Annotated in this window: 20 protein-coding genes; 6 read left to right on the top strand and 14 right to left on the bottom strand. The window is 61.9% G+C overall.

The window, feature by feature from the left end; all coding sequences use genetic code 11:
* Window positions 1-44 precede the first annotated feature (44 nt).
* Window positions 45-1,199 (top strand): DUF1624 domain-containing protein, encoded by a 1,155-nt coding sequence (locus H0Z09_RS09610; protein WP_186689969.1) that lies wholly within the window; start codon window positions 45-47, stop codon window positions 1,197-1,199.
* Window positions 1,200-1,536: 337 nt separating this feature from the next.
* Here the strand turns inward: H0Z09_RS09610 and metE are convergent, their stop codons facing one another.
* Complete coding sequence (gene metE / locus H0Z09_RS09605) at window positions 1,537-3,825, bottom strand: 5-methyltetrahydropteroyltriglutamate--homocysteine S-methyltransferase (protein WP_186689967.1); 2,289 nt, start codon at window positions 3,823-3,825, stop codon at window positions 1,537-1,539.
* A 283-nt stretch (window positions 3,826-4,108) separates the two neighbouring features.
* Between metE and H0Z09_RS09600 the strand changes: the two genes are divergently transcribed.
* On the top strand, window positions 4,109-4,567 hold the full coding sequence (locus tag H0Z09_RS09600) for a GNAT family N-acetyltransferase (protein WP_186689965.1): 459 nt from the start codon (window positions 4,109-4,111) through the stop codon (window positions 4,565-4,567).
* A gap of 38 nt (window positions 4,568-4,605) precedes the next feature.
* On the opposite strand, the gene H0Z09_RS09595 is transcribed toward H0Z09_RS09600, so the two are convergent.
* The 6 genes from H0Z09_RS09595 to H0Z09_RS09570 are packed head-to-tail and all read right to left on the bottom strand — an operon-like array spanning window position 4,606 to window position 10,094.
* Window positions 4,606-5,439 carry a metallophosphoesterase gene (locus H0Z09_RS09595; RefSeq protein ID WP_186689963.1) on the bottom strand — a complete coding sequence of 278 codons (834 nt, stop codon included), beginning with the start codon at window positions 5,437-5,439 and terminating at the stop codon, window positions 4,606-4,608.
* A 9-nt stretch (window positions 5,440-5,448) separates the two neighbouring features.
* Window positions 5,449-6,480 carry an ABC transporter ATP-binding protein gene (locus H0Z09_RS09590; protein ID WP_186689961.1) on the bottom strand — a complete coding sequence of 344 codons (1,032 nt, stop codon included), beginning with the start codon at window positions 6,478-6,480 and terminating at the stop codon, window positions 5,449-5,451.
* Entirely contained in the window at window positions 6,477-7,271 is a 795-nt protein-coding gene (locus tag H0Z09_RS09585) for an ABC transporter permease subunit (RefSeq protein WP_186689959.1), read from the bottom strand. Before H0Z09_RS09585 ends, H0Z09_RS09590 begins: the two co-directional genes overlap by 4 nt.
* Window positions 7,268-8,086, bottom strand: coding sequence for an ABC transporter permease subunit (locus H0Z09_RS09580; RefSeq protein ID WP_186689957.1), 819 nt, complete (start codon window positions 8,084-8,086; stop codon window positions 7,268-7,270). The genes H0Z09_RS09585 and H0Z09_RS09580 overlap by 4 nt, the downstream gene beginning before the upstream one ends.
* Window positions 8,087-9,091 carry an ABC transporter substrate-binding protein gene (locus tag H0Z09_RS09575; protein WP_186689955.1) on the bottom strand — a complete coding sequence of 335 codons (1,005 nt, stop codon included), beginning with the start codon at window positions 9,089-9,091 and terminating at the stop codon, window positions 8,087-8,089.
* A complete protein-coding gene (locus H0Z09_RS09570) occupies window positions 9,075-10,094 on the bottom strand; it encodes a LacI family DNA-binding transcriptional regulator (RefSeq protein WP_186689953.1) in 1,020 nt (339 codons plus the stop codon). The genes H0Z09_RS09575 and H0Z09_RS09570 overlap by 17 nt, the downstream gene beginning before the upstream one ends.
* A 513-nt stretch (window positions 10,095-10,607) precedes the next feature.
* Here H0Z09_RS09570 and H0Z09_RS09565 point away from each other — a divergent pair.
* The 3 genes from H0Z09_RS09565 to H0Z09_RS09555 all read left to right on the top strand — a co-directional run bounded on the left by H0Z09_RS09565 (window position 10,608) and on the right by H0Z09_RS09555 (window position 13,747).
* On the top strand, window positions 10,608-11,705 hold the full coding sequence (locus tag H0Z09_RS09565) for a carboxynorspermidine decarboxylase (protein ID WP_186689951.1): 1,098 nt from the start codon (window positions 10,608-10,610) through the stop codon (window positions 11,703-11,705).
* A gap of 28 nt (window positions 11,706-11,733) precedes the next feature.
* Window positions 11,734-12,978, top strand: coding sequence for a saccharopine dehydrogenase family protein (locus tag H0Z09_RS09560; protein ID WP_186689949.1), 1,245 nt, complete (start codon window positions 11,734-11,736; stop codon window positions 12,976-12,978).
* Window positions 12,979-13,507: 529 nt separating this feature from the next.
* On the top strand, window positions 13,508-13,747 hold the full coding sequence (locus H0Z09_RS09555; protein ID WP_186689948.1) for a DUF6124 family protein: 240 nt from the start codon (window positions 13,508-13,510) through the stop codon (window positions 13,745-13,747).
* Window positions 13,748-14,298: 551 nt separating this feature from the next.
* On the opposite strand, the gene glsB is transcribed toward H0Z09_RS09555, so the two are convergent.
* Both glsB and H0Z09_RS09545 read right to left on the bottom strand, forming a co-directional pair.
* Window positions 14,299-15,207 (bottom strand): glutaminase B, encoded by a 909-nt coding sequence (glsB, locus tag H0Z09_RS09550; protein WP_076950701.1) that lies wholly within the window; start codon window positions 15,205-15,207, stop codon window positions 14,299-14,301.
* 56 nt (window positions 15,208-15,263) lie between these two features.
* The gene (locus H0Z09_RS09545) at window positions 15,264-15,608 is read right to left on the bottom strand and encodes a hypothetical protein (RefSeq protein ID WP_186689946.1); all 345 of its coding nucleotides are present in this window, start codon (window positions 15,606-15,608) and stop codon (window positions 15,264-15,266) included.
* Between the two features lie 91 nt (window positions 15,609-15,699).
* Between H0Z09_RS09545 and H0Z09_RS09540 the strand changes: the two genes are divergently transcribed.
* Window positions 15,700-16,038: a hypothetical protein gene (locus H0Z09_RS09540; RefSeq protein ID WP_186689944.1), complete on the top strand. Its 339-nt coding sequence runs from the start codon at window positions 15,700-15,702 to the stop codon at window positions 16,036-16,038.
* Window positions 16,039-16,266: 228 nt separating this feature from the next.
* Here H0Z09_RS09540 and H0Z09_RS09535 read toward each other — a convergent pair whose 3' ends face one another.
* From H0Z09_RS09535 to H0Z09_RS09515, 5 genes are all read right to left on the bottom strand, one after another.
* Entirely contained in the window at window positions 16,267-17,592 is a 1,326-nt protein-coding gene (locus H0Z09_RS09535; protein ID WP_186689942.1) for an LLM class flavin-dependent oxidoreductase, read from the bottom strand.
* The gene (locus H0Z09_RS09530; RefSeq protein ID WP_186689940.1) at window positions 17,589-18,527 is read right to left on the bottom strand and encodes an aliphatic sulfonate ABC transporter substrate-binding protein; all 939 of its coding nucleotides are present in this window, start codon (window positions 18,525-18,527) and stop codon (window positions 17,589-17,591) included. Before H0Z09_RS09530 ends, H0Z09_RS09535 begins: the two co-directional genes overlap by 4 nt.
* 487 nt (window positions 18,528-19,014) lie before the next feature.
* Window positions 19,015-20,490, bottom strand: coding sequence for an FGGY-family carbohydrate kinase (locus H0Z09_RS09525; protein WP_186689938.1), 1,476 nt, complete (start codon window positions 20,488-20,490; stop codon window positions 19,015-19,017).
* Between the two features lie 5 nt (window positions 20,491-20,495).
* Complete coding sequence (locus H0Z09_RS09520; RefSeq protein WP_076950707.1) at window positions 20,496-21,428, bottom strand: transketolase C-terminal domain-containing protein; 933 nt, start codon at window positions 21,426-21,428, stop codon at window positions 20,496-20,498.
* Complete coding sequence (locus tag H0Z09_RS09515) at window positions 21,418-22,254, bottom strand: transketolase (RefSeq protein WP_186689936.1); 837 nt, start codon at window positions 22,252-22,254, stop codon at window positions 21,418-21,420. The genes H0Z09_RS09520 and H0Z09_RS09515 overlap by 11 nt, the downstream gene beginning before the upstream one ends.
* Window positions 22,255-22,536: the final 282 nt, after the last annotated feature.

The following is a 22,536-nucleotide window of genomic DNA, read 5'->3' as shown; positions in this document are numbered from 1 at the left end:
ATAGGATAACGCCCCACTTCCACCCTGCCCTGCGAATCTCGCCCATGACTGACGCTGTTCCCTTGCGCCAACGCCTGCTTTCCATCGACGCCCTGCGCGGCCTGGTGATCCTGTTCATGCTGCTGGACCACGTGCGTGAAACCTTCCTGCTGCACCGCCAAGTCAGCGACCCGATGAACATCGACAGCACCGAGCCGGCGCTGTTTATCAGCCGTACCCTGGCCCACCTGTGCGCGCCGGTGTTTGTGTTGCTCACGGGTTTGTCGGCCTGGCTGTACGGCCAGAAATACCAGGGCCGGCGCGATGTGTCGGCGTTCCTGTTCAAGCGCGGGCTGTTCCTGGTGGTTCTGGAATTTACCCTGGTCAACTTCGCCTGGACCTTCCAGTTGCCGCCCAGCGTGATCTACCTGCAGGTGATCTGGGCGATCGGCGTGAGCATGATCGCCCTCGCCGCGCTGGTGTGGCTGCCGCGTCCGCTGTTGATCGGCTTGGCGCTGGTGATCATTGGCGGGCATAACCTGCTGGATGGGCTGCATGTGGGCGCGGGGTCGGCGTTGCAGGTTCCGTGGTCGATCCTGCATGAGCGCAGTTGGATCGAGGTGGGCGACGCCCTGCGCCTGCGCGTGACCTACCCGGTGTTGCCGTGGATCGGCGTGATCGCCCTGGGTTATGGCCTTGGCCCGTGGTTCGCCAACAGCCTGGAACCGGCGTTGCGCCAGCGTTACCTGTTGCTCGGTGGCGTGGGCGCGTTGGTGGGGTTTGTGCTGTTGCGGGCGGCCAACGGGTATGGCGAGAAACCGTGGCAGGCATATGCCGACGGCGCGCAGACGTTAATGAGCTTTTTTAACGTGACCAAGTACCCGCCATCGCTGCTGTTCCTGGCGCTGACCTTGGGGATTGGCTTGCTGCTGTTGCTGGCGTTTGAACGGGCCGGGCACAAGCGCTGGATAGGCATCTTGGCCACGTTCGGCGCAGCGCCGATGTTCTTTTACCTGCTGCATTTGTATGTGCTGAAAATGCTCTACGTCGCCTGTGTGGCGCTATTTGGCCTCAATCACGGCAACTATTTCGGCTTCGACAACATCGGTGCCATTTGGCTGGTGTCGCTGTTGTTGCCCTTGGCGCTTTACCTGCCAGTGCGCTGGTTTGCCGGGCTCAAGGCACGGCGCCGCGACCTGGCCTGGCTCAAATACCTGTAGAAACGGGTAGCTGTTCTGTGGGAGCTGGCTTGCCTGCGATTGCCATAGGTATCTACACATCTTTGTAGTGAGCGGGCTTGCCCCGCGCTGGGTGGCGAAGCCGCCCCAATAAAGACACCGCCGAGTTCCAGATAGAACCGAGTCGCCTGGTTTGGGGCCGCTTCGCAGCCCAGCGCGGGGCAAGCCCGCTCACTACAGAGAGATTTTTCAACCTTTGAAAGTTGTGTAGATGTCTATGCTGCGATTGCAGTGGGTCAGCTCCACATGTATTGGCTGACAGGCCGCTATCGCAGGCAAGCCAGCTCCCACAGGAACCCGTTCCTACATTTAGATTGCGTCAGGCCAGTTCGGCCCGCAATTGCCGCGCTGCCGTCACCATATGAACCAACGCCGCTTCCGTCTCCGGCCAACCCCGTGTCTTCAACCCGCAATCGGGGTTCACCCACAACCGCTCGGCCGGTATCCGCTTGGCCGCCTTGCGCAGCAGGTTGGCCATTTCCGAGGCCTGCGGCACACGCGGCGAGTGAATATCGTAGACCCCCGGCCCAATGTCATTCGGGTAAGCGAAGGCTTCAAACGCCTCAAGCAACTCCATGTCCGAACGTGAAGTCTCGATGGTGATCACGTCGGCATCCATCGCGGCAATGCTCTCGATCACATCGTTGAATTCGCTGTAGCACATGTGGGTGTGGATCTGGGTTTCATCCCGCACGCCCGAGGCGCACAGCCGAAACACGTCGGTGGCCCAATCCAAATAATGCTGCCACTGCGCCTGGCGCAACGGCAAGCCTTCGCGGAAGGCAGCTTCGTCGATCTGCACGATCTTGATGCCGCCGGCTTCCAGGTCCACCACTTCGTCACGGATCGCCAGGGCCAACTGACGGGCCTGCGTCTCATGACTCACGTCTTCGCGGGGGAACGACCACATCAGCATCGTCACGGGGCCGGTCAGCATGCCTTTCATGACTTTATCGGTGAGGCCCTGGGCGTAGCGGATCCACTCCACCGTCATGGCTTTGGGGCGGCTCAGGTCGCCGAAGATCACCGCCGGTTTCACGCAACGCGAACCGTAGCTCTGCACCCAACCGAAACGGGTGAACACATAACCGTCCAACTGCTCGGCAAAGTATTCGACCATATCATTGCGTTCGGCTTCGCCGTGCACCAGCACATCCAGGCCGAGGTTTTCCTGCACCTCAACGGCATGCTTGATCTCGCTGTGCATGGCTTCGACGTATTCGGCTTCGCTCAACCGGCCGGCTTTGTAGGACTGGCGCGCCAGGCGGATCGCGGCGGTCTGCGGGAACGAACCGATGGTAGTAGTCGGAAACAACGGCAGGTTGAGGCCGGCACGTTGCTTTGCGATGCGTTGGGCAAACGGCGACTGGCGCCGGCTGTCCTTGGCGGTGATGGACGCGACACGGGCCTGCACCGCAGGTTTGTGGATGCGCGGCGAAGCGGCACGGGCCGCTTGCACGGCGCGGCTTTGCGCCAGGGCGGCGAGTACGTTTGGCGCTTGCGGCGCGTTCACCGCTTGCGCCAGCACGGCGACTTCAGCGCACTTTTGTACGGCAAACGCCAGCCAGCCTTTGAGCTCGGCATCCAGCGCGTCTTCACGGCCCAGGTCCACCGGGCTGTGCAGCAAGGAACAGGATGGCGCCACCCACAGGCGGTCGCCCAATTTCTCATGGGCGTGCTGCAAGGTCGCCAGGGCGTTTTCCAGGTCGCAACGCCACACGTTACGGCCGTTGACCACGCCCAGGGACAGCACCTTATAGGCAGGCAGGCGGTCAAGGATGGTCGGGTACTGGTCCGGCGCACGCACCAGGTCAATGTGCAGGCCATCCACCGGCAGGTTGGCGGCCAGGCCCAGGTTCTCTTCCAGGCCGCCGAAATAGGTAGCCAGCAGCTTTTTAAGCGGGTCGCGCTGGATCTGGTTATAGGCGCGCTCAAAGGCGTTTTTCCAGTCCTGGGGCAGGTCCAGCACCAGGATCGGCTCGTCGATCTGCACCCACTCCACGCCCAGTTCCGCCAGGCGCTGGAAGATCTGGCCGTACAGCGGCAACAAGCGGTCAAGCAGGTCGAGCTTGTCGAAGTCGCCGCCCTTGGCCTTGCCCAGCCACAGGTAAGTCAGCGGGCCGATCACCACGGGCTTGACCGCGTGGCCCAGGTCACGGGCTTCCTGCACTTCTTCGAACAACTGATCCCAACCCAGGTGGAAGTGCTGGTCGGCGCGAAATTCAGGGACCAGGTAGTGGTAGTTAGTGTCGAACCACTTGGTCATTTCCTGGGCATGGGCACCGCCGCAGCAGCTGTCGCTGACGCCACGGGCCATGCCGAACAACGTGTGCAGGGTGGCCTTGCCATCGGCCGGGCGGAAACGCTCCGGGATCACGCCGAACATCAGCGAGTGAGTCAGCACCTGGTCGTACCAGGCGAAATCACCGGCCGGCAGCAGCTCGATGCCAGCCTGTTTCTGCAGGTCCCAATGGGTCTTGCGCAATTCACGGCCAACGGCGCGCAGGCCGGCTTCGTCAAGCTCACCCTTCCAGAACGCTTCCTGCGCTTTTTTCAGTTCACGATCGCGTCCAATGCGCGGGAATCCGAGGGAATGAGCGACTGCCATGACTTACAACTCCAATGTTGATATGAATGGCAGGCATTGTCGGCAGACGCACATGATGAGACAAACTCATTCTACTCCAGATGATCACAAGATCCATTCATGTTGAATGTTGTAGTGAGCGGGCTTGTCCCGCGCTGGGCTGCGGAGCGGCCCCAAACCACGCGACCTGATTCTATCTGGAGCACTGCGGTGTCTTTATTGGGGCGGCTTCGCCACCCAGCGCGGGGCAAGCCCGCTCACTACAAGTATCGGGGCAGCAGGCACCGATGGGAGATGTCAAAAAATGGATGCAACAACTTGCGCAGACTTCTCGATACATAAACTGAGCGACCTGCCGGAACAGATCTGCAAATTGGAAGCGCAGGCCGTCGCCGAAGGGTTCAGGTTCGTCACACGACTGATCAAGGAATGGGAAGAGCGCTCCAATCGATTTGATCAACCGGGTGAATGTCTTCTTGGCGTGTTTTATGAAGCGCAGTTGGTGGCAATCGGCGGTCTTTCCTGTGATCCCTACACAGGCCCTGGCATCGGACGACTGCGCCGTGTCTACGTCGCGCCCGCGTCACGTGGACGCACTGCAGGAAAAGCCCTCGTGCAACAGTTGCTGGACGAAGCCGCCCCGCATTTTCACTTGGTGCGCCTGTCGACCGATAGACCCGAGGCCGCAGCGTTTTACCTTCGTTGTGGCTTTCATCAGGTCGTTGATAAGACTGCAACGCATGCAAGGCGGTGCTCCAGATAACTTCTCTTCCAGCAGCGCCACCGCCATCGCAGCCTCACTCAATCTATCAATCCCTGAGCGTCATAGAACGGATACGGCCCCGGGTACTCCCCGAACACGCCGTTGTGGCTGATCAAACCTTGTTGCGCTTGCCAGCGATGCAACAAATAGCCCGCCGGCTCCAGGTTGAAATGCGCGGGCGCCGCGTCTTGCAAATCCAGCACGATCTGGTGGGACGTGCCGGGGCAGACACAACTGAGGCTGCCGCCGAAACGGCGCTGCATCGGCCGGTGAAGATGCCCGCACAACAGGCGCTCCACTTGCGGATGGCGTGCCACCACCCGCTCCAGGCCGGCGGCGTTGATGAAGGGTTCGCGGTCCATATGGCCGATGCCGCTGATGAACGGCGGGTGATGCAGGATCAACAAGGTCGGCGCCTGCGGGCGCATCGCCAGTTGCTCATCGAGCCACTGCAATTGGCTGCCCTGCAACTGGCCGCCGTGGCCGCCGGGGATCGTGGAGTCGAGGCCGATCAGGCGCAGCGGATGGGTGTCTACCACCCAGTCCAACGGGCCCTCTGCCGACAATGGCAGGTAGGCGTGATCGCGGAACGCATCCAGCAACGGCCCACGCGTGTCGTGGTTGCCGGGCACCAGGTAGCATGGCATGTGCAGGCGCGCGAGTTCAGGGTGCAGCACGGCGTATTCATCGGCACGGCCGAAGTCCACGAGGTCGCCGCTGATTACTACGATGTCGGGCCGTGGGTGGCTGGCGTTCAGATGGTCGACGGCGCGGCGCAGCGCGCCCAGGGTGTCCACCACGCCATAGGTGAGGCGCTGGCCGGCTTTGAGGTGCAGGTCGCTGATCTGGGCGACGAGGAATGGACGATTCACAGTGGATTCTCACGCATTCAGGGTGAACAACATGTGCGGCGCAATCGCCAGGGCGATCGGCGCGCCGACGGCGTACAACTGGTTGTCGCTGCTGTCGACCAGCAAGGGTTGCGGGCCGCCTACGTCCACCAGCAAACGGCTTTGCGCGCCCTGGAAGAACTGCGCCAGCAGACGCCCGTGCAAGTGCCCTTCGCTCTCCATCACGCGCAGATGTTCGGGGCGGCAATACAGGGTGTCGGGCTGGTCGGAGCCCTGCCACGGCAGTTCGCCGCCGCAGACTTTCAAGCCCTTGGGCGACGAGCCGCTCACCGCGAAGGCGTTGAGGTTGCCGACAAAGCCTGCGACGAAGGCGTTGGCCGGTTTTTGGTAGATGTCCCGAGGGCTGGCCAGTTGCGCGATTCGCCCGTGCTCCATCACCAGGATGCGGTCGCCCAGAGCCATGGCTTCGCCCTGGTCGTGGGTGACAAACACCGAGGTGATGCCCAGGCCGCGCAACAGTTCGCTCAGCTCACCGCGCAGGCGTTCGCGCAGTTGCGCGTCAAGGGCCGCCAGGGGTTCGTCCAACAGCAGCACTTTCGGGCGTGGCGCCAGGGCGCGGGCCAAAGCGACGCGCTGGCGCTGGCCGCCGGAGAGTTCATGGATGCTGCGCTTGCCGTGCTGCTGCAACCCCACCAATTCAAGCAGCTCTTGGCAACGCTTGTTGCGTTCACGCGGCGCCATGCCGCGAACCTTCAAGCCATAGACAATGTTGCCGGCCACATCCAGGTTGGGGAACAGCGCGTAATTCTGGAACACCATGCCCACATCGCGGCGCTCGATGGGCAGGCGAGTCACATCCTGATCACCGAAAAACACCTGGCCCAGATCCGGGCATTCCAGGCCGGCGATCAGGCGCAAGGTGGTGGTTTTACCGCAGCCGGAGGGGCCGAGGATCGCCAGGGTTTCGCCGCCTTCGACGGTCAAATCCAAGTCATGCACGGCCACGGTGCCGTCGGCGAACGCCTTGCGGCAGCCTTGCAGGCGGATAGTAATAGCGGTCATCGACGCTCTCCACGGGACAAACGGGCACTGATGGCCTGCAGCGCGATCAGCAGCGGCACGATCATCAGCAAAAAGATCAGGGTGTAGGCGCTGGCGATTTCCAGGCGCGCCGAGGCGTAGCTGTCGGCCAGGCCCACCGGCAGGGTCTTGGTCATCGGCGTGTGAAGCATCCAGGTCAGGTTGAATTCACCCAGGCTCAGGGTGACCACCATCAACACGCCGGCCAGGATGCCCGCGCGGCAGTTGGGCACCACCACGCTGAAAAAGCGTTTGACGGGACCCGCGCCCAGGCTCGCCGCCGCCTCCTCCAGCACCGGCAGTTGCTGGCGCTGCATCACCGCCATCACCGGGCGCACCAGGAACGGCAAGGTGAACAGCACATGGCCGACCAGGATGAACAACCAACTGCTACGGAAGCCGCCGAACTGGCCGTACGTCAGCAGCAACGCCAACGCACTGGCCAACCCTGGCATAGCCACCGGCAGCACCATCAATTCCTCGAAGGCGCGGCTGAAGCGGTTGTTCATGCGCACCAGGGCATAGGCCGCCGGCACGCCGATCACGCAGACGCACACCGCACAAGCCAGGGCCAGTTGCAGCGACAACCACACGGTGGGCGAGTAGGCCTGCCACACCTGGATCAACCAGTCGAAGGTCAAGCCGCTGGAAACGCCGACAAAAAAGTTGCGCGTCAGCCCGGCCAGCAGCGACAGCAGCACCGGCACCAACATGAAGGCGCACACCAGCAGGGTAAACAAGAGTTGCGGCACAAACAGCGATGAGCGCTTCACAGCACAGTCCCCGAATTTTTCACCAGACGCCGCGTGAGCAGCAGCACCGCCCAGGTCACCGCGCCAAGCACCACCGACAGCGCAGCGGCGACGGCAAAGTTGGCGTAATTGGTGAATACGTTATAGATCGCCACCGGCGTGACGTTGAGCCGCGTCCCCAGGGTAAACGCCGTGCCAAAGGCGCCCATGGACGTGGCGAAGCAGATCGCCCCGCACGATGCCAGCGCCGGCGCCAGGCCCGGCACGATCACATCGCAGACCACACGCCAGTGCCCTGCCCCCAGTGAATGCGCGGCCTCCTCCAGGCTGCGGTCGAGGCTTTCGCAGGCCGCCATCACCGTGAGGATCACCCGGGGAATCGAGAAGTACAGGTAACCCACGAACAGCCCCGCCAACGAGTAGGCAAAGATCCAGCGCTCACCGGCCAACTGCAGGCCCAGCGCGGCAAACAAGCCCTGGCGCCCCGCGAGCAGGATCACCAGGAACCCCACCACCACACCGGGAAAGGCCAGCGGAAACGTGAGCAATGCCACCAGCGCCGAGCGCCCGAAGAACTGTTGACGGGCGAGGAACACGCCGCTGATGCCGCCGATCACCAACGCGACCAGCGTCACCACCACCGCCAGGATCAGGGTTTGCCCCAGGCTGCCCAGGTACTGCGCGCTGCTGAGCACCTGCCAGTAACCGCTGCCGGCGCTGTCGCGGCTCTCGGCACCAAGCAGCATCAGGTGCGCCAGCGGCAACAGCCAGAATGCGAGCAGCACTGCAAAGGCCGGGGCCAGCGCCCAGGCGGCGTGTCTTGCCGATGTTGCCACTTACTTGACCTCGTTCAGGTAACGGGCGGCGAAGGCTTCCTGCACAGCGGCCATTTTTTGGTAGTCCACCACACCGGCGCGGGCGTAGTCGCTGTCGGGCAGGAACTGCGCGGCCACGTCCGCCGGCATTTTCATCGGCCGCACCGGGCGCAGATAGGCCTTGGCCCAGAGTGCCTGGCCCTCATCCGAGAGCACGAAGTCGAGGACTTTTTCCGCGTTGGCGCGGTGCGGCGCATTGGCGACCAGGCTCATGACGTAGGGCACGCTGATGCTGCCTTCCTGGGGGATCACGAAAGCGACATTGGCCTGGTCTTTGTAGCGGGCGCGGTAGGCGTTGAAGTCGTAGTCCACCAGGATCGGCAATTCACCGGACAGTACCCGTGCGTAGGCGGTCTGCTTGGGCACGATGGGGCTGTTTTTCGCCAGTTTCTGGAAGTAGTCGATGGCCGGGGCGAAGTTGTCCAGGTCACCGCCCATGGCGCGGTTGATCGCCACTGCCGAGACGTAGCCGACGAAGGCGCTGGAGGGGTCGAGGTACCCGACCATGCCTTTGTACTCAGGCTTGAGCAGGTCGGCCCAGCTTTGCGGCACCGGCAAACCACCGAGCGCGTCGACGTTGACCATGATGCCCAAGGTGCCGGAGTGGATCGCGAACCAATGGCCGTCGGGGTCTTTCAAGCCGGTGGGGATCTGGTCCCAGGCCTTGGGCTTGTAGGTGTCGACCACGTCGGCTTTTTGCGCCTGCAGGCCGAAGGTCACGCCGTAATAAACGACGTCGGCCACGGGGGCGGCTTTTTCCGCCACCAACTGCGCCAGGGACTGGCCGGAGTTCTTATTGTCCAGCGGCACTTGCACGCCGGTGCCTGCGGCGATGGCCTTGAGCTGGGTGCCCCAGTCGGCCCAGTCCGGCGGGCAGTTGTAGCAAATCGCGGTGTCGGCGGCCTGGGCCAGGCTCGCGGCACCGCACAGCAGCACGGCGGCCAGGGTTTTACTGAATGCGCGCATCAAGGATCTCCTCATGGGGCTGGGTACTTTCGCCTGGCCGGATATGGCAAGGCAGGCAATGGGACGTCGGGGCGTTGCCGGCGATTTGCGCCAGCAGTTGGTCGATCACGGTGCCGGCCAGCAGCGCGATGGGCTGCACCACGCTGCACAGGGTCGGGTGCATCTGGGTACCGAGGCTGATGCCATCGAAGCCCATCACTGACAGTTGCCCGGGTACGTTCCAGGCGTTGCGGCGCAGTTCGGCGATCAGGCTGATCGCCAGGAAGTCGTTGGAACACACCAGCGCGGTGGGCGCCTCGGGGCTCTGCAGAAACGGCGCGATGGCCGTGAATTCAGCCTGGGTGTGGGCCGGCATTTCGATCACGGGGCGGCTCTTGAGGCCGTATTCCTTCATGGCATCGCAGTAGCCGGCGTAGCGCAGGCGGGCACGGTCCGATTGCAACGCGGGGCCGGCGACCATGCTGATCCGTCGGTGCCCGGCTTCCAGCAGGTAACGCGTGGCCAGGGCCATGCCTGCGCGGTTGTCGACCGACACGGCGCTGTAGTTGGGGTTGCTCGGCTGATGGTAGGCCAGCACGAAGGGCGTCTTTTCGGTGTTGAGGCTGCTGAGCACCGCGTTGCTTTCGGCATCGGTCACCGTCAGCACCAGACCGTCGACGCGCTGGCGCAGCAGTTCTTCGACCACCGTGCTTTCACGCTCGCTGCTGTAATCGGTGGTGGCCAGCACCAGGCTGTAGCCGCGTGACCGCGCGGCGCGTTCCATGGCCTGGAACTGCTCGGCGAACACCGGGTTGAGCAGGTTGGGCACCACTACACCAATCAGTTGGGTGGTTTGCAGGCGCAACTGGCGGCCCAGCAGGTTCGGCCGAAAGCCCAACTCACGGGCGGCGGCGAACACTTGTTCACGGGTGACCGGGCGCACCTGTTCCGGGGAAGCAAAGGTGCGGGCGGCGGTGGCGCGGGATACGCCAGCCAGGCGTGCTACGTCTTTCAGGTCAGTCATCGTCACTCGCTTGAGATCGATCTCATTGGCGAGGACAGTAGCGGGGGAATGTGGCAGGACGGTGGTGGGGAGATGACAGTTTGATGTCAGCGAAGCGGATGTACACCGATCAACCTGTGGAGGTGGCTTGCCTGCGATGACCATAGGTATCTACACAACGTTCAAAGGCTGACAAATCTCCCTGTAGTGAGCGGGCTTGTCCCGCGCTGGGTGGCGAAGCCGCCCCAAACCAGACGATCTGGTTTCATCTGGAACACTGCCGTGTCCTTATCGGGGCCGCTTCGCAGCCCAGCGCGGGACAAGCCCGCTCACTACAAAAATGTGTAGATACCTATGGTTATCGCAGGCAAGCCAGCTCCCACAGTGGCCCGGTGTGTACCTTTAGATAGTCATACTCCATCGCTATGCTTGAAAACCCGGCGCGCAAAATCCGCCCACTAACCTTTCGATCTGATCCAAGTGCGGGCACAATGCGTGTCCTTTTTTGGCAGGCACCGCCCCAGGCTCTCAAAAATGATCAAAACGCCGTACTACCTCATCGATAAACAGAAGCTTCTGGTCAACATGCAGAAGATTGCTTACGTGCGCGAGCAGTCCGGCGCCAAGGCGTTGCTGGCGCTCAAGTGCTTTGCCACCTGGTCGGTGTTCGACCTGATGCAGCAATACATGGACGGCACCACCTCCTCGTCGCTGTATGAGTTGAAGCTCGGCCGCCAGAAGTTCGAAGGCGAAGCGCACGCCTACAGCGTGGCCTGGGCCGACGATGAAATCGAAGAGATGCTGGAGAACTGCGACAAGATCATTTTCAACTCCATCAGCCAATTGCAGCGCTTTGCCGAACGCAGCGAGGGCAAGACCCGCGGCCTGCGCGTCAACCCGCAGGTGAGCAGCTCCGACTACCTGCTGGCCGACCCGGCGCGCCCGTTCAGCCGCCTGGGCGAATGGGACCCGGTGAAGATCGAAGGCGTGATCGAGCAGATCTCCGGCTTCATGTTCCACAACAACTGCGAGAACGGCGACTTCAGCCTGTTCGACAAGATGCTCGGCACCATCGAAGAACGCTTCGGCGCGCTGCTGCACAAGGTCAAGTGGGTCAGCCTCGGCGGCGGCATCCATTTCACCGGCGAAGGCTATGCGCTGGACGCGTTCTGCGCGCGCTTGAAGGCGTTCTCCGAGAAGTACGGCGTGCAGGTGTACCTGGAACCGGGGGAAGCGGCGATCACCAACAGCGCTTCGCTGGAAGTCACCGTGCTCGACACCCTCTACAACGGCAAAAACCTTGCCGTGGTTGACAGCTCCATCGAAGCCCACCTGCTGGACCTGCTGATCTACCGCCTCAACGCCAAGCTGGCGCCGAGCGAGGGTGAACACACCGTCATGGTGTGCGGCAAATCCTGCCTGGCCGGCGACATTTTCGGCGAGTATCAATTTGATCGTCCGCTGGCCATCGGCGATCGGCTGTCGTTCATCGACACCGCAGGCTACACCATGGTCAAGAAAAACTGGTTCAACGGCCTGAAAATGCCGTCCATCGTAGTGAAACAACTCGACGGTACAGTCGAAGTGGTTCGTGAATTTGGTTACGACGACTACCTGTCCAGCCTTTCGTAAGCTGGCGGATATAGGAGAAATAAAGCAATTGAAAAAGAACGTTCTTATCATTGGTGCAGGAGGTGTCGCCAAGGTGGTGGCCCACAAGTGCGCGCAGCACAACGACGAACTCGGTCGTATTGCTATCGCGTCGCGCAACATCTCCAAATGCCAGGCCATCATCGACAGCGTCAAGGCCAAGGGTAGCCTCAAGGTGCCCGCCGACATCCAGGCCTTCGCGCTGAACGCCCTGGACGTGGAAGCGACCAAGGCCCTGATCCGCGAGACCGACTCGCAGATCGTCATCAACGTGGGCTCCGCGTTCCTCAACATGTCGGTATTGCGCGCCTGCATCGACACCGGCGTGGCCTACCTCGACACCGCCATCCACGAAGAGCCGGGCAAGGTCTGCGAGACCCCGCCGTGGTACGGCAACTACGAGTGGAACCACCTGGAAGAATGCAAACAGAAGAACATCACCGCCATCCTTGGCGTGGGCTTCGACCCGGGTGTCGTCAACGCGTATGCCGCGCTGGCGCAGCAACAGCATTTCGACCGCATTGATTCGATCGACATTCTCGACGTCAATGCCGGCTCCCATGGCAAATACTTCGCCACCAATTTCGACCCGGAAATCAACTTCCGCGAATTCACCGGACAGGTGTGGAGCTGGCAGAACAGCCAGTGGACCAGCAACACCATGTTCGAAGTCAAACGCACCGACGACCTGCCGGTCGTGGGTTCGCAGAACCTCTACCTCACCGGCCACGATGAAGTGCACTCGCTGTCGAAAAACCTCGACGTGCCCAACGTGCGGTTCTGGATGAGCTTCGGCGAACACTACATCAACGTGTTCACCGTGCTGAAAAACCTCGGCCTGCTCTCCGAGCAGCCGGTCACCACCGCCGAAGGCCTGGAAGTGGTGCCGTTGAAAGTGGTCAAGGCCGTCCTGCCCGACCCATCGTCGCTCGCTCCCGGCTACACCGGCAAGACCTGCATCGGCGACCTGGTCAAGGGCACCAAGGCTGGCCAGCCGCGCGAGATGTTCATCTACAACGTGGCGGATCACGAAGACGCCTTCGCCGAGACCGACAGCCAGGGCATCTCCTACACCGCCGGCGTTCCGCCGGTCGCCGCTGCGCTGCTGGTGGCGCGTGGCGAGTGGGATGTGAAGCACATGGCCAACGTCGAGGAACTGCCGGCTGAGCCGTTCCTCAAGGCACTGGACGTGATGGGCTTGCCGACTCGGATCAAGGACGAGCACGGTGATCGGGCCTGGGATGCGAAAGCCTGATAGGCCGTAGCTGACCGAACAAAAGAATGCGCCCTCAGGGGCGCATTTTTTGTTGGACCGTGTTCAGGTCTTCAGAACACTGCAGATCCAAATGTGGGAGCGGGCTTGCTCGCGAATGCAGTGGGTCAGTACCGTATGAGCTGACTGACACTCTGCATTCGCGAGCAAGTCGAATCGTCGCACCGCCGCTCCCACAGGGGATCTGTGGTGCTGTAAAAAACGCCTACCGATCAGATATTTCCCACAACCGTTTCAGGTTGTCGCTCGGAACTTCGCTGGCTAACCTCCCTGCCGTCGCTGCCAATTCAGCGGCCGGATTTGACCGTCCGATTTCAAAAGAGCAACTGCGCCAACACCGACCTTAGGCGTTTTTTTACGTCTGATGTATCGTGTCGCGGCAGCTGTACGCGGGATACCTTCGGGTATGCCGGTTTTGCTCCTTTGGCCGGTCGGTCAACCCGCGTATGGCTGCCACCCTGATTCGTTTGACCGCGAAGCGTGGCAGCTCCATTTATAAAGGAGCCTCACCATGATCAAAGACAGCCCCAATCCCCCAGAACAACTCTTCACCGTACGCCCCAACCTGGGCACGGAAACCCTGCTGGTCAACGCCTCCCAGGATTTAGCCTCCATCAGTGATATCGCCGTTCACCTGGCCTTCGAAGTCGATGGCGCTCAACGTAACGTCGCACTCGGCATCTGTCGCATGCTCGAAGGCGTGCAATTGCTAGTGAACAAGGCCTTGGACGAAGCCCATCCAGCCACTTGAATCCGATCGAGGCTGGCGAGTTCCCTGTGGCGAGCGGGCTTGTCCCGCGTTGGGCTGCGAAGCAGCCCTAAAACCAGCCTCTGCGGAATATCTGATACACCGCATTCTGCTTACTGGGGCTGCTTCGCAGCCCAACGCGGGACAAGCCCGCTCGCCACAATAGCCCATTCACTGCGGTTTCAGCGTCGAGCCAAAATTGTGTAGATACCTATGTTGCAAGCTCCAACAAAGATTTTCTGGTTTTCAAGCGCGTGCCTGCCTTAAGGGTGCCGTAGGGTTCCACAGGCCGAATAACCAAAGTTTCCGAGTGGGAAACCTTAACCAATTGGCCAGCACGAACCACAAGCACCGATTCGCCGTTGAAAAGGGCAACCTCGTAAGCATCCCTGAACGCTTTGCCCGCAGATGGAGGGAATGCGCGATTCTTGAGCGAGAAGCTGTGCCTCGGTGAGTTGGGGCTTAACTTTTTTACGCGACATTTTGCTCTCCTGCTAAGGACGAGGGCTGATCAATAGCAATGAGCATAGATCACCTTAAACGCGGTTATCCACTCAAAACACCGACCACCCAATCCGCTCACTCAACAACTCCAACGCCTTCATCCCCGCCAGCGAGTTCCCCGCCGCATTCAATTCCGGCGACCACACGCACACCGTAAATTGCCCCGGTACCACCGCGACAATCCCGCCGCCGACCCCGCTCTTGCCCGGCAAGCCCACGCGGTAGGCAAAATTTCCCGCTTCGTCATACAGCCCGCTGGTGGCCATGATCGAGTTGACTTGCTTGGTCTGGCGCGCCGTCAATATCTGCTCGCCGCTGTGGGCGCTCGTGCCTTCGTTGGCGAGGAAGCTGAAGGCCTTGGCCAGGTCCATGCAGCTCATCTGCAGGGCGCAGTAGTTGAAGTAGCTGTGCAGCACCCCATCCACATCGTTGTGGAAGTTGCCGAAGGATTTCATCAGGTAAGCCATGGCCGCGTTACGCGCGCCGTGTTGGGCTTCGGAGTCGGCGACCACGCTGTTGACCAGGATCTGCGGGTTGCCCGACAGGCGCCGTACGAAGTCGCGCATCGACAGGATCGGTACGGCGAAGCGTGATTGGTTGATGTCGCAGATCACCAATGCACCGGCGTTGATGAACGGATTGCGCGGGCGGCCGCGTTCGAATTCCAGTTGCACCAGGGAGTTGAACGGCTGCCCGGACGGCTCATGGCCCAAACGTTCCCAGATGGTTTCGCCGCCATGGTCGATGGCCTGCACCAGGCTGAACACCTTGGAGATGCTTTGCACCGAGAACAACGTATCGGCGTCGCCGGCGCGGTAGGCCGAGCCGTCGTTGCCATATACCGCGATGCCCAGCTGGTTGGCGGGTACATCGGCCAGCGCTGGGATGTAGTCGGCGACTTTGCCGAGGCCGATCAGTGGGCGCACTTCGTCGAGGATCGACTCGAGCAGCGCCTGCATGTCTTGTCCTGTCATTTGTCTTCGAATCAGTGGAAAGCGAGGGCGCGCAGGATACTTCAAAGGGCCCGGAACCCCCACACAATCTCCACCACCCGCTCGGCCACCACCACGTAAACCAGGATCAACAACAACTGCAGCGCCAGGTGATAACGCAACTTGGCCAGCCGGCGAATGCCGTCGCTCACGTTCAGCAGCATCAATAGCGCCGACAGCACAATCAGCCCCCACCCCGCCACGCTGGACGCAAACACACCGATAAACAGGTCGCGCTCACCCAGCAGCGCATTGGTGCCGGCTGCAAACAGCAGCGCACACACCAGCAGGTTTTTTACGTTGTCAAAGACCTGGGTGCTCAGGTCATGCTCCAACAGGACCATGTATCGCTTCCATAATGTGCGCATGGGTCGTTACCGGATAGGGATCGCTCGTCAATCAAAGTAGTCCATATGCCCGTACACTGCACCGCTGCGCTAACTCCACGAGGACTTTTGCATGAAATTGATGATCGGCCTGGCCGCCCTGCTGCTGGTATCGGCGTGCTCCACCCACAACCCGCCCGCCCAGGACTCCGCCGCGTCCACGTGCCTGGCAGGCGGCGGGACCATGAAGCAAGTGGGCAAGTTGCAGAGCTGGAAGTGCATCACGCCGTACCGGGATGCGGGCAAGGCGTGCACCGATTCGAGCCAGTGTGAAGGCGAGTGCCAGACCAGCGTCACCACCCAATCCGGCAACGGCCCGGTGGCAGGCACATGTCAGATGGATAACAGCCACTTCGGCTGCTCGGCGACGGTGGAGAAAGGCCAGCTGGGCCGGGCGATTTGCGTGGACTGAGCCCCACCATCGCTCCCCCTGTGGCGAGCGGGCTTGCCCCGCGTTGGGCTGCGAAGCAGCCCCAGTAAGCAGGATGCGGTGTATCAGATACTCCGCAGAGGCTGATTTAGGGCTGCTTCGCAGCCCAACGCGGGGCAAGCCCGCTCGCCACAACAGCTCAGCCACTGAGTTTCAGCGTCAAGCCAAAGATGTGTAGGTACTTATGGCCAGCGCCCACATTGACCGCGCTCAGCCTGGGAGATCGGCGAGCCCCAAATGCTCGCGCAGCGTCGACCCTTCATACGCCGTGCGGAACAACCCCTTGCGCTGCAAATGCGGAATCACGCTCTCGACAAATTCGGTGAACGAGCCCGGCAGATACCCCGGTGAAATCACGAAACCATCGCAACCACCCTGCTCGAACAGTTCGGCCAACTGGTCGGCCACCTGCGCCCCGGTGCCCACGAGCTGCGGCACGCGTACGCTACTGGCGAAGATGCGCCCGAGTTGTTCCAGGGTGATTTCGGGGCCTTGCATCAGCAGTTTTTCCGCGGCGGCCGGGTGGATCAGCGGCGACTGGGCGACTTCAGCCAGCGTCGCCGACAGCGGGAATGGCGACAGGTCGACATTCAGCTGTGACGCCAGGGTCACCAGCCCCAATTCCGGCCGCGCCAGCGCGTTGTGTCGGTCACGCTTGGCGCGGGCCTCGGCCTCGCTGCCGCCAATAAAGGGCATTACGGCGGTGAGCACTTTGCAGCTGTCGGCGTCGCGGCCTTGCTGCACCACCTGCGCGCGCACGTCATCGCGAAACGCGCGCATCGCCGCCAAGTGCGGGTGGATGGTAAAAATCGCCTCGGCCCAGCGCGCGCCGAAGCGGCGTCCACGCCCGGAAGAACCAGCCTGGATCAGCACCGGCCGGCCCTGGGGCGTGCGCGGAATATTCAGCGGGCCTTCGACCTTGAACCATTCCCCCTGGTGCTGCACCGAATGGATCAACTCAGGGTCCGCCAGCACCCCGCTTTCACGATCCAGCTTCAGCGCGTCCTTGCCCCAACTGTTCCAGAGCTTGAGCGCAACTTCGACGAACTCATCGGCACGGTCGTAGCGCAGGTCGTGTTCAAGGTGCTTGTCCTTGCCGAACAAACGCCCTTCGCTGTCGTTCATCGAGGTGACGATATTCCACGCCGAGCGGCCTTTGGACAGGTGATCGAGGGTGGCGAATTCGCGGGCGATATGCGCCGGTTCGTAATAGGTGGTGGAACGGGTGGCGCCCAGCCCCAATTTGGTGGTCTTGCCGACCAGATAGGAGAGGATCGGCAGCGGGTCCAGGCGTGTGGCGTCCTGGGCGCCGTAGCGCAGGGCGAACTCGCGGGAGCCGCCCATCTGGTCGCCCACGGCCAGGCGGTCGGCGAAGAACAGGAAGTCGAACAGCCCCTCCTCCACCACCTTGGCCACCCGCGTGTAGTACTCGGGGTCGAGGTAATTGCCGACGGTTTCCGGGTGGCGCCACACCGCATGGCTGTGCACCACCGGACCACTCAAGAGGAACGCGGATAAATGGATCTGGCGGCTCATGGTTTTGGCGTCCACAGGTTGATGTCGCTGGCCTTCAAAGGCTTGGGGATCAGCTTGGCGGTGTAATAGATGTCGGCGATACGCTGTTGCTCGGCGAGGTTTTCCAGCTTGACCGGGATGATGTCGTAGCTGCGGCGGCTATTGGCACGCTCCACCGTGGCCGGGGCGATATTGCCCCAGAGCGGGCCGAGGAGTTCAGCCGCCTGCCGGGGATGGGCCTTCACCCATTGGCCGGTCTCGCGCAGGGTGTCGAAGGTCACTTGCAAGACATCCGGGTGGGCATTGGCGAACTTGGTGGTTGCCAGATAGAAGCGGTTGTAATCCGCCAGGCCGTCCTTGCCGTCGGCGATCACACGCACGTGATGGTCCAGTTGCTGGCTGGCGAGGAACGGGTCCCAGATTACCCAGGCATCGACGCTGCCATTGGCGAAAGCCGCGCCGCCGTCCGGTGCTTCCAGGTAACGCGGGGTGATATCGGCCAGCGTCAGCCCGGCTTTTTTCAGCGCCGAGATCAGCAGGAAGTGGCTGCCCGAACCCTTGGACACGGCCACGGTCTTGCCCTTGAGGTCGGCAATGCTGTGGATCGGCGAGTGATCCTGGACGATGATCGCCTGGGCACCCGGCGATGAGTTTTCCTGGGCGTAGTAGGTCAGCGGCGCGTCGGCGGCCTGGGTGAACAGGGCAAAGGCGTCGGCCACGTCCGCATGCAGGTCAACGCTGCCGGCGTTCAGCGAGCTGAGCAAGCCGGTGCTGAACTCGTGCCAGTTCACCGTGAAGCCCAGGGGTTTGAGACGTTGCTCCAACTGGCCATTTTGCTTGAGCAGGATCCACAAGGTGGAAGAACGTTGGTAGCTGATGTCTAGGGTTTGTTCGGCATGGGCCGCCGCCGTGGCAAGCAGCAAACTGGCGGCGACGATGAGTTTCTTGAAGGTCATGTAAGGCCTTGGCGTGAGAGGAATGGGGAACGCTGCATATGCCAAAAAAACCGCACGGGGCCTGGCAGGAAAGTCACTTCGATTATATTAACGATGGGTAATAATGAAAGAACCCTATAATTCTATGGTTATGCCCGATTCATCGGATGGCGAAGAAAGGCGCCTAAGCTCAGATCAAAACAGTATTTAACGAGGGGTTTTAAGCACTTTAAGCTCAGCGCTATGCAGTTGAAGATCGAGCCCATCATGTCCCGTCGCCGTCCCCTCGCCGCAGGCTGGGATAAATCCGCTGGCTGACCCACCGCTTTCGCAGGCAAGCCAGCTCCCACAGGGGATTGATGCTGTTCGCCTGTTCTGTGTCTGGCACCGACAAAAACTGTGGGAGCGGGCTTGCTCGCGAATGCGGTGGGTCAGTGGATAAATCCGCTGGCTGACACACCGCCTTCGCGAGCAAGCCAGCTCCCACATTTTTGATTTTCATAAGCCGCTAGAGCAGTGTGCGGGCCAGGGCCTTTTTCCATTCTGCATAACGCCCCGCCATCAGCGGATCAGCGTGGGGCTCGAACCGCTCGCGCTGTCGCTCCAGCTCACCCAACGCCTCATCACTTGCCCATACCCCCAACGCCCGCCCCGCCAGGTGCGCCGCGCCCAGCGCCGACACCTCCGGCGACAGGCTGCGCACCACCGGGCGCTGCAGCAGGTTGGCCAGGAACTGCATCAGCCAGCGATTGCGCGTTGCGCCGCCATCCACCCACAACTCCTTGAGCGGGTTGCCGATGTCCTGCTGCATCGCATCGAATACATCGCGGATCTGGTAGCCGATGGACTCCAGCGAAGCCCGCAGGATATGCGCGCCGGAGGTGGCTTCCGTCAGCCCGCAGATCAACCCGCGCGCGTCGGCTTGCCAATGCGGCGCCCCCAGCCCGGACAATGCCGGCACAAAGTACACGCCGCCGTTATCCGGCAGTTGCGCGGCCTGTTCGGTCAAGGCATCCAGGGATTCCCCGGCCACCAGGCGCGAGGCCCACTGCACGGCGGCGCCGGTGTGGACGATATTGCCTTCCATGCCGAAGGTGGGTTTAACACCGTCATGCCAGGCCAGGGTGGTCGACAATCCATGGGTGGAAGCAATCGGGCCACTCATGGGCGTCATCAGCGATGAGCCGGTGCCAAGGGTGGCCTTGACCAGCCCCGATGCGAAACCGCCCTGCCCGTAGAGGGCGGCGTGGGAGTCGCCGATCATCGACATCACCGGGATACCGGCAGGTACACCGCCCACTGCGACGGTTTCGGCGAAAAAACCGGCGCTGGGCTGGATCGGCGCCAATGCGGCCAGTGGAATCTGGAACAGCGCCAACAGTTGCGGGTCCCAGGCGCAGGTGTGCAGGTTGAACAGTTGCGTGCGCGCCGCATTGGAATAATCGGTGGCAAACACCTGGCCACCGCTGAGTTTCCACAGCAGCCAGCTATCGACGGTCCCCAGGCAGATATCCCCGGCCGCTGCGCGGGCGTGGCCGTTATCCAGGTGATCGAGAATCCAGCGGAACTTGCCGGCGGAGAACATCGGGTCAAGGGCCAATCCGGTTTTTTCCAGGACCAGCGCTTCATGACCCTGCGCATGCAGCTCGGCACATAACGCGGTGGAGCGCCGGCATTGCCAACTGATGCACGGCGACAGCGCCTCGCCGGTATGCCGGTCCCAGGCCACGACCGATTCACGCTGGTTGCTGATGGCCACCGCAGTGATCGGTCGATCCACCTGGGCCAGGCATTCCTCAATGGCGGCCAGGGTGTTGTGCCAGATCGACAGCGGGTCCTGTTCGGAAAACCCGGGCGCCGGATGGGTGATGCTCAAGGGGCGTGAACCGCGCGCAATCACTTGCCCGAGTTCGTTGACCAGCACCGCCTTGGCGTTGCTGGTGCCTTCGTCTATCGCCAGGATCAGCGGCGTGTTGTTGTTCATGGACTTCACCGCAACCGAGTGGCAGCCGCCACGATCCCAGCCGCGTCGATGTTATGCAAGGCGCGCGTCGGTTCGCGCGCACCGGCGGCGGCGTATTCGCCATCGCCGATGCCCAGGCGCGTCAACCCGATGCCCAGGCCGGCTTCGGCCAGCACCTCGGCAACCAGGCTGCCGACGCCGCCATTGATGTTGTGTTCTTCGACGGTGATTACCGCACGCGTACCGCTCAAGGCGCTGAGCAACACGTCACGCTGCAATGGCCGGATCGACGACAGGTTGATCACCTGGGCCTCAATGCCCTGCTCCGCCAGCAACGCCGCCGCGTCGACCGCTTCGTGCACCACCGAGCCCAGGGCCACGATGCTCACGTCGGCGCCCTGGCGCAGGATATCCACCTGGCCGGGTTTGAACTGGTAGCCGGCACCGTGCACGTCGGGCAACGCCTTGCCGTCGAGACGGATGTACACCGGTCCTTCATACCGCAGGGCGTAATCGACGATTTGCCGGCACTCGATGGCATCGGCCGGAGCGAAGATCTGCACGTGGCCAAAGCCACGCATTACCGAAATATCGTCGAGGCTGTGGTGGGTGCTGGCCAACGGGCCGTAGCTGGTGCCGGCGTTCAGGCCGAACATTTTGACGTTGGCCTGGTTGTAGCAAACGTCGACCTTGATCTGCTCGTTGGCCCGCGAAATCAGGAACGGTGCGGCATTGCAGGTGGCAGCAATCTTGCCGCCCAAGGCCAACCCCGCCGCCACACTGACCAGCGACTGTTCGGCAATGCCGACGTTGATCAGCCGCTCGGGGAAACGCTGGGCGAATGGCCCGATCTTGGCCGTGGACGTGGAGTCGCTGACCACCGGCACCACATCGAGCCCGGCGTCGACCGCGTCGATGAAGGCCTGCACCATGACGCTCGCCAAATGTTCACTCGCCATGGTTCAACTCCTCCAGTGCCGCGTTGACTTCGTCACCCTTGGGCACGCGGTGGTGCCATTCGGGACGGGCTTCGATAAACGACACGCCCTTGCCTTTGATGGTGTGGGCGATCAGCACCTGGGGCGCGCCGCTCTTGGCCTGCATGCTTTCCAGGGCCTGGATCAATTGGCCCACATCGTTGCCGTCGCACTCGCTGACGCTGAGGCCGAAGGCGGCCCATTTCACGTCCAGCGGGTCGAGCGGCATGATGTCGGCCGTCAACCCCGCCAGCTGCAGCTTGTTCTTGTCGACGATCACGAACAGGTTATCCAGGCCGTACTTGGCCGCCGCCATCGCCGCTTCCCAGTTGGAGCCTTCGGCCAGTTCGCCGTCGCCGGTCAAGACATAGATGCGCTTTTTGCTGCCGGACATTTTTGCCGCCAGCGCCAGCCCCACCGCCACCGGCAAACCGTGGCCGAGGGCGCCGGTGTTGAGTTCGATGCCAGGGGTTTTCTGGCGCACCGGGTGGCCGGGCAAATGGGAATTGAAGTGTTGGTAGGTCGCCAGCCAATCGGTGGGAATGTAGCCCGCCTGCGCCAGGCAGCAATACAAGCCGCCCACGCCGTGGCCCTTGCTCTGGATGTAGATATCGCGCTCCGGGTCTTCGGTGCGTTCCGGGCCGGTATTGAGGATACGGAAATACAGGGTGGCGAGGATGTCGGTTTCCGACAGGTCCGCCCCGGTGTGGCCGCCGGCCGGTGAGTCGGCATTCAGGCGGATCACGTGGCGCCGGATCAGGCGGGCCTGTTCTTTGATCTGGTGAGCGTCGTACTGGAAGGCATTCATGCAGCGGCTCCTGTGGGTGACCACGCGAGGTGAGGCATTTGCGGTAAACGTGTCGAAAGCTGTTTTGAATATTTATTCAGCAGTGACAATATATTTCTATTTAGACGCCGATCCAGCGCGCGGTCAAGTGAGCGATCCATGAAAAAACAAATAAATAGGTGAAATATCCCTCGGACAAACGGGCAAAATCCCATGCCAGCGCGTCTACTCCGCGGCTTTTCCCGCAGCCAAAACAGTGTTCCAAAGGCCCGTCGCAAAAATTAAGCGCTTGACTTTGCCACG

Source organism: Pseudomonas sp. SWRI18 (genome assembly GCF_014268345.1).
Classification (GTDB): Bacteria; Pseudomonadota; Gammaproteobacteria; order Pseudomonadales; family Pseudomonadaceae; genus Aquipseudomonas; species Aquipseudomonas cedrina.
The sequence above is the reverse complement of the archived record's forward strand: the minus strand, read 5'-3'. Positions and strand labels throughout refer to the sequence as shown.

Bases quoted from the DNA above. Each gene is read 5' to 3' on its own strand.
- H0Z09_RS09520 (WP_076950707.1), bottom strand. From the start codon at position 21,428: ATGGCGAGTGAACATTTGGCGAGCGTCATGGTGCAGGCCTTCATCGAC.
- H0Z09_RS09535 (WP_186689942.1), bottom strand. From the start codon at position 17,592: ATGAGCCGCCAGATCCATTTATCCGCGTTCCTCTTGAGTGGTCCGGTG.
- H0Z09_RS09555 (WP_186689948.1), top strand. From the start codon at position 13,508: ATGATCAAAGACAGCCCCAATCCCCCAGAACAACTCTTCACCGTACGC.
- H0Z09_RS09515 (WP_186689936.1), bottom strand. From the start codon at position 22,254: ATGAATGCCTTCCAGTACGACGCTCACCAGATCAAAGAACAGGCCCGC.
- glsB (WP_076950701.1), bottom strand. From the start codon at position 15,207: ATGCAGGCGCTGCTCGAGTCGATCCTCGACGAAGTGCGCCCACTGATC.
- H0Z09_RS09600 (WP_186689965.1), top strand. From the start codon at position 4,109: ATGGATGCAACAACTTGCGCAGACTTCTCGATACATAAACTGAGCGAC.
- H0Z09_RS09590 (WP_186689961.1), bottom strand. From the start codon at position 6,480: ATGACCGCTATTACTATCCGCCTGCAAGGCTGCCGCAAGGCGTTCGCC.
- H0Z09_RS09565 (WP_186689951.1), top strand. From the start codon at position 10,608: ATGATCAAAACGCCGTACTACCTCATCGATAAACAGAAGCTTCTGGTC.
- H0Z09_RS09575 (WP_186689955.1), bottom strand. From the start codon at position 9,091: ATGCGCGCATTCAGTAAAACCCTGGCCGCCGTGCTGCTGTGCGGTGCC.
- metE (WP_186689967.1), bottom strand. From the start codon at position 3,825: ATGGCAGTCGCTCATTCCCTCGGATTCCCGCGCATTGGACGCGATCGT.
- H0Z09_RS09545 (WP_186689946.1), bottom strand. From the start codon at position 15,608: ATGCGCACATTATGGAAGCGATACATGGTCCTGTTGGAGCATGACCTG.
- H0Z09_RS09570 (WP_186689953.1), bottom strand. From the start codon at position 10,094: ATGACTGACCTGAAAGACGTAGCACGCCTGGCTGGCGTATCCCGCGCC.
- H0Z09_RS09525 (WP_186689938.1), bottom strand. From the start codon at position 20,490: ATGAACAACAACACGCCGCTGATCCTGGCGATAGACGAAGGCACCAGC.
- H0Z09_RS09540 (WP_186689944.1), top strand. From the start codon at position 15,700: ATGAAATTGATGATCGGCCTGGCCGCCCTGCTGCTGGTATCGGCGTGC.
- H0Z09_RS09530 (WP_186689940.1), bottom strand. From the start codon at position 18,527: ATGACCTTCAAGAAACTCATCGTCGCCGCCAGTTTGCTGCTTGCCACG.
- H0Z09_RS09610 (WP_186689969.1), top strand. From the start codon at position 45: ATGACTGACGCTGTTCCCTTGCGCCAACGCCTGCTTTCCATCGACGCC.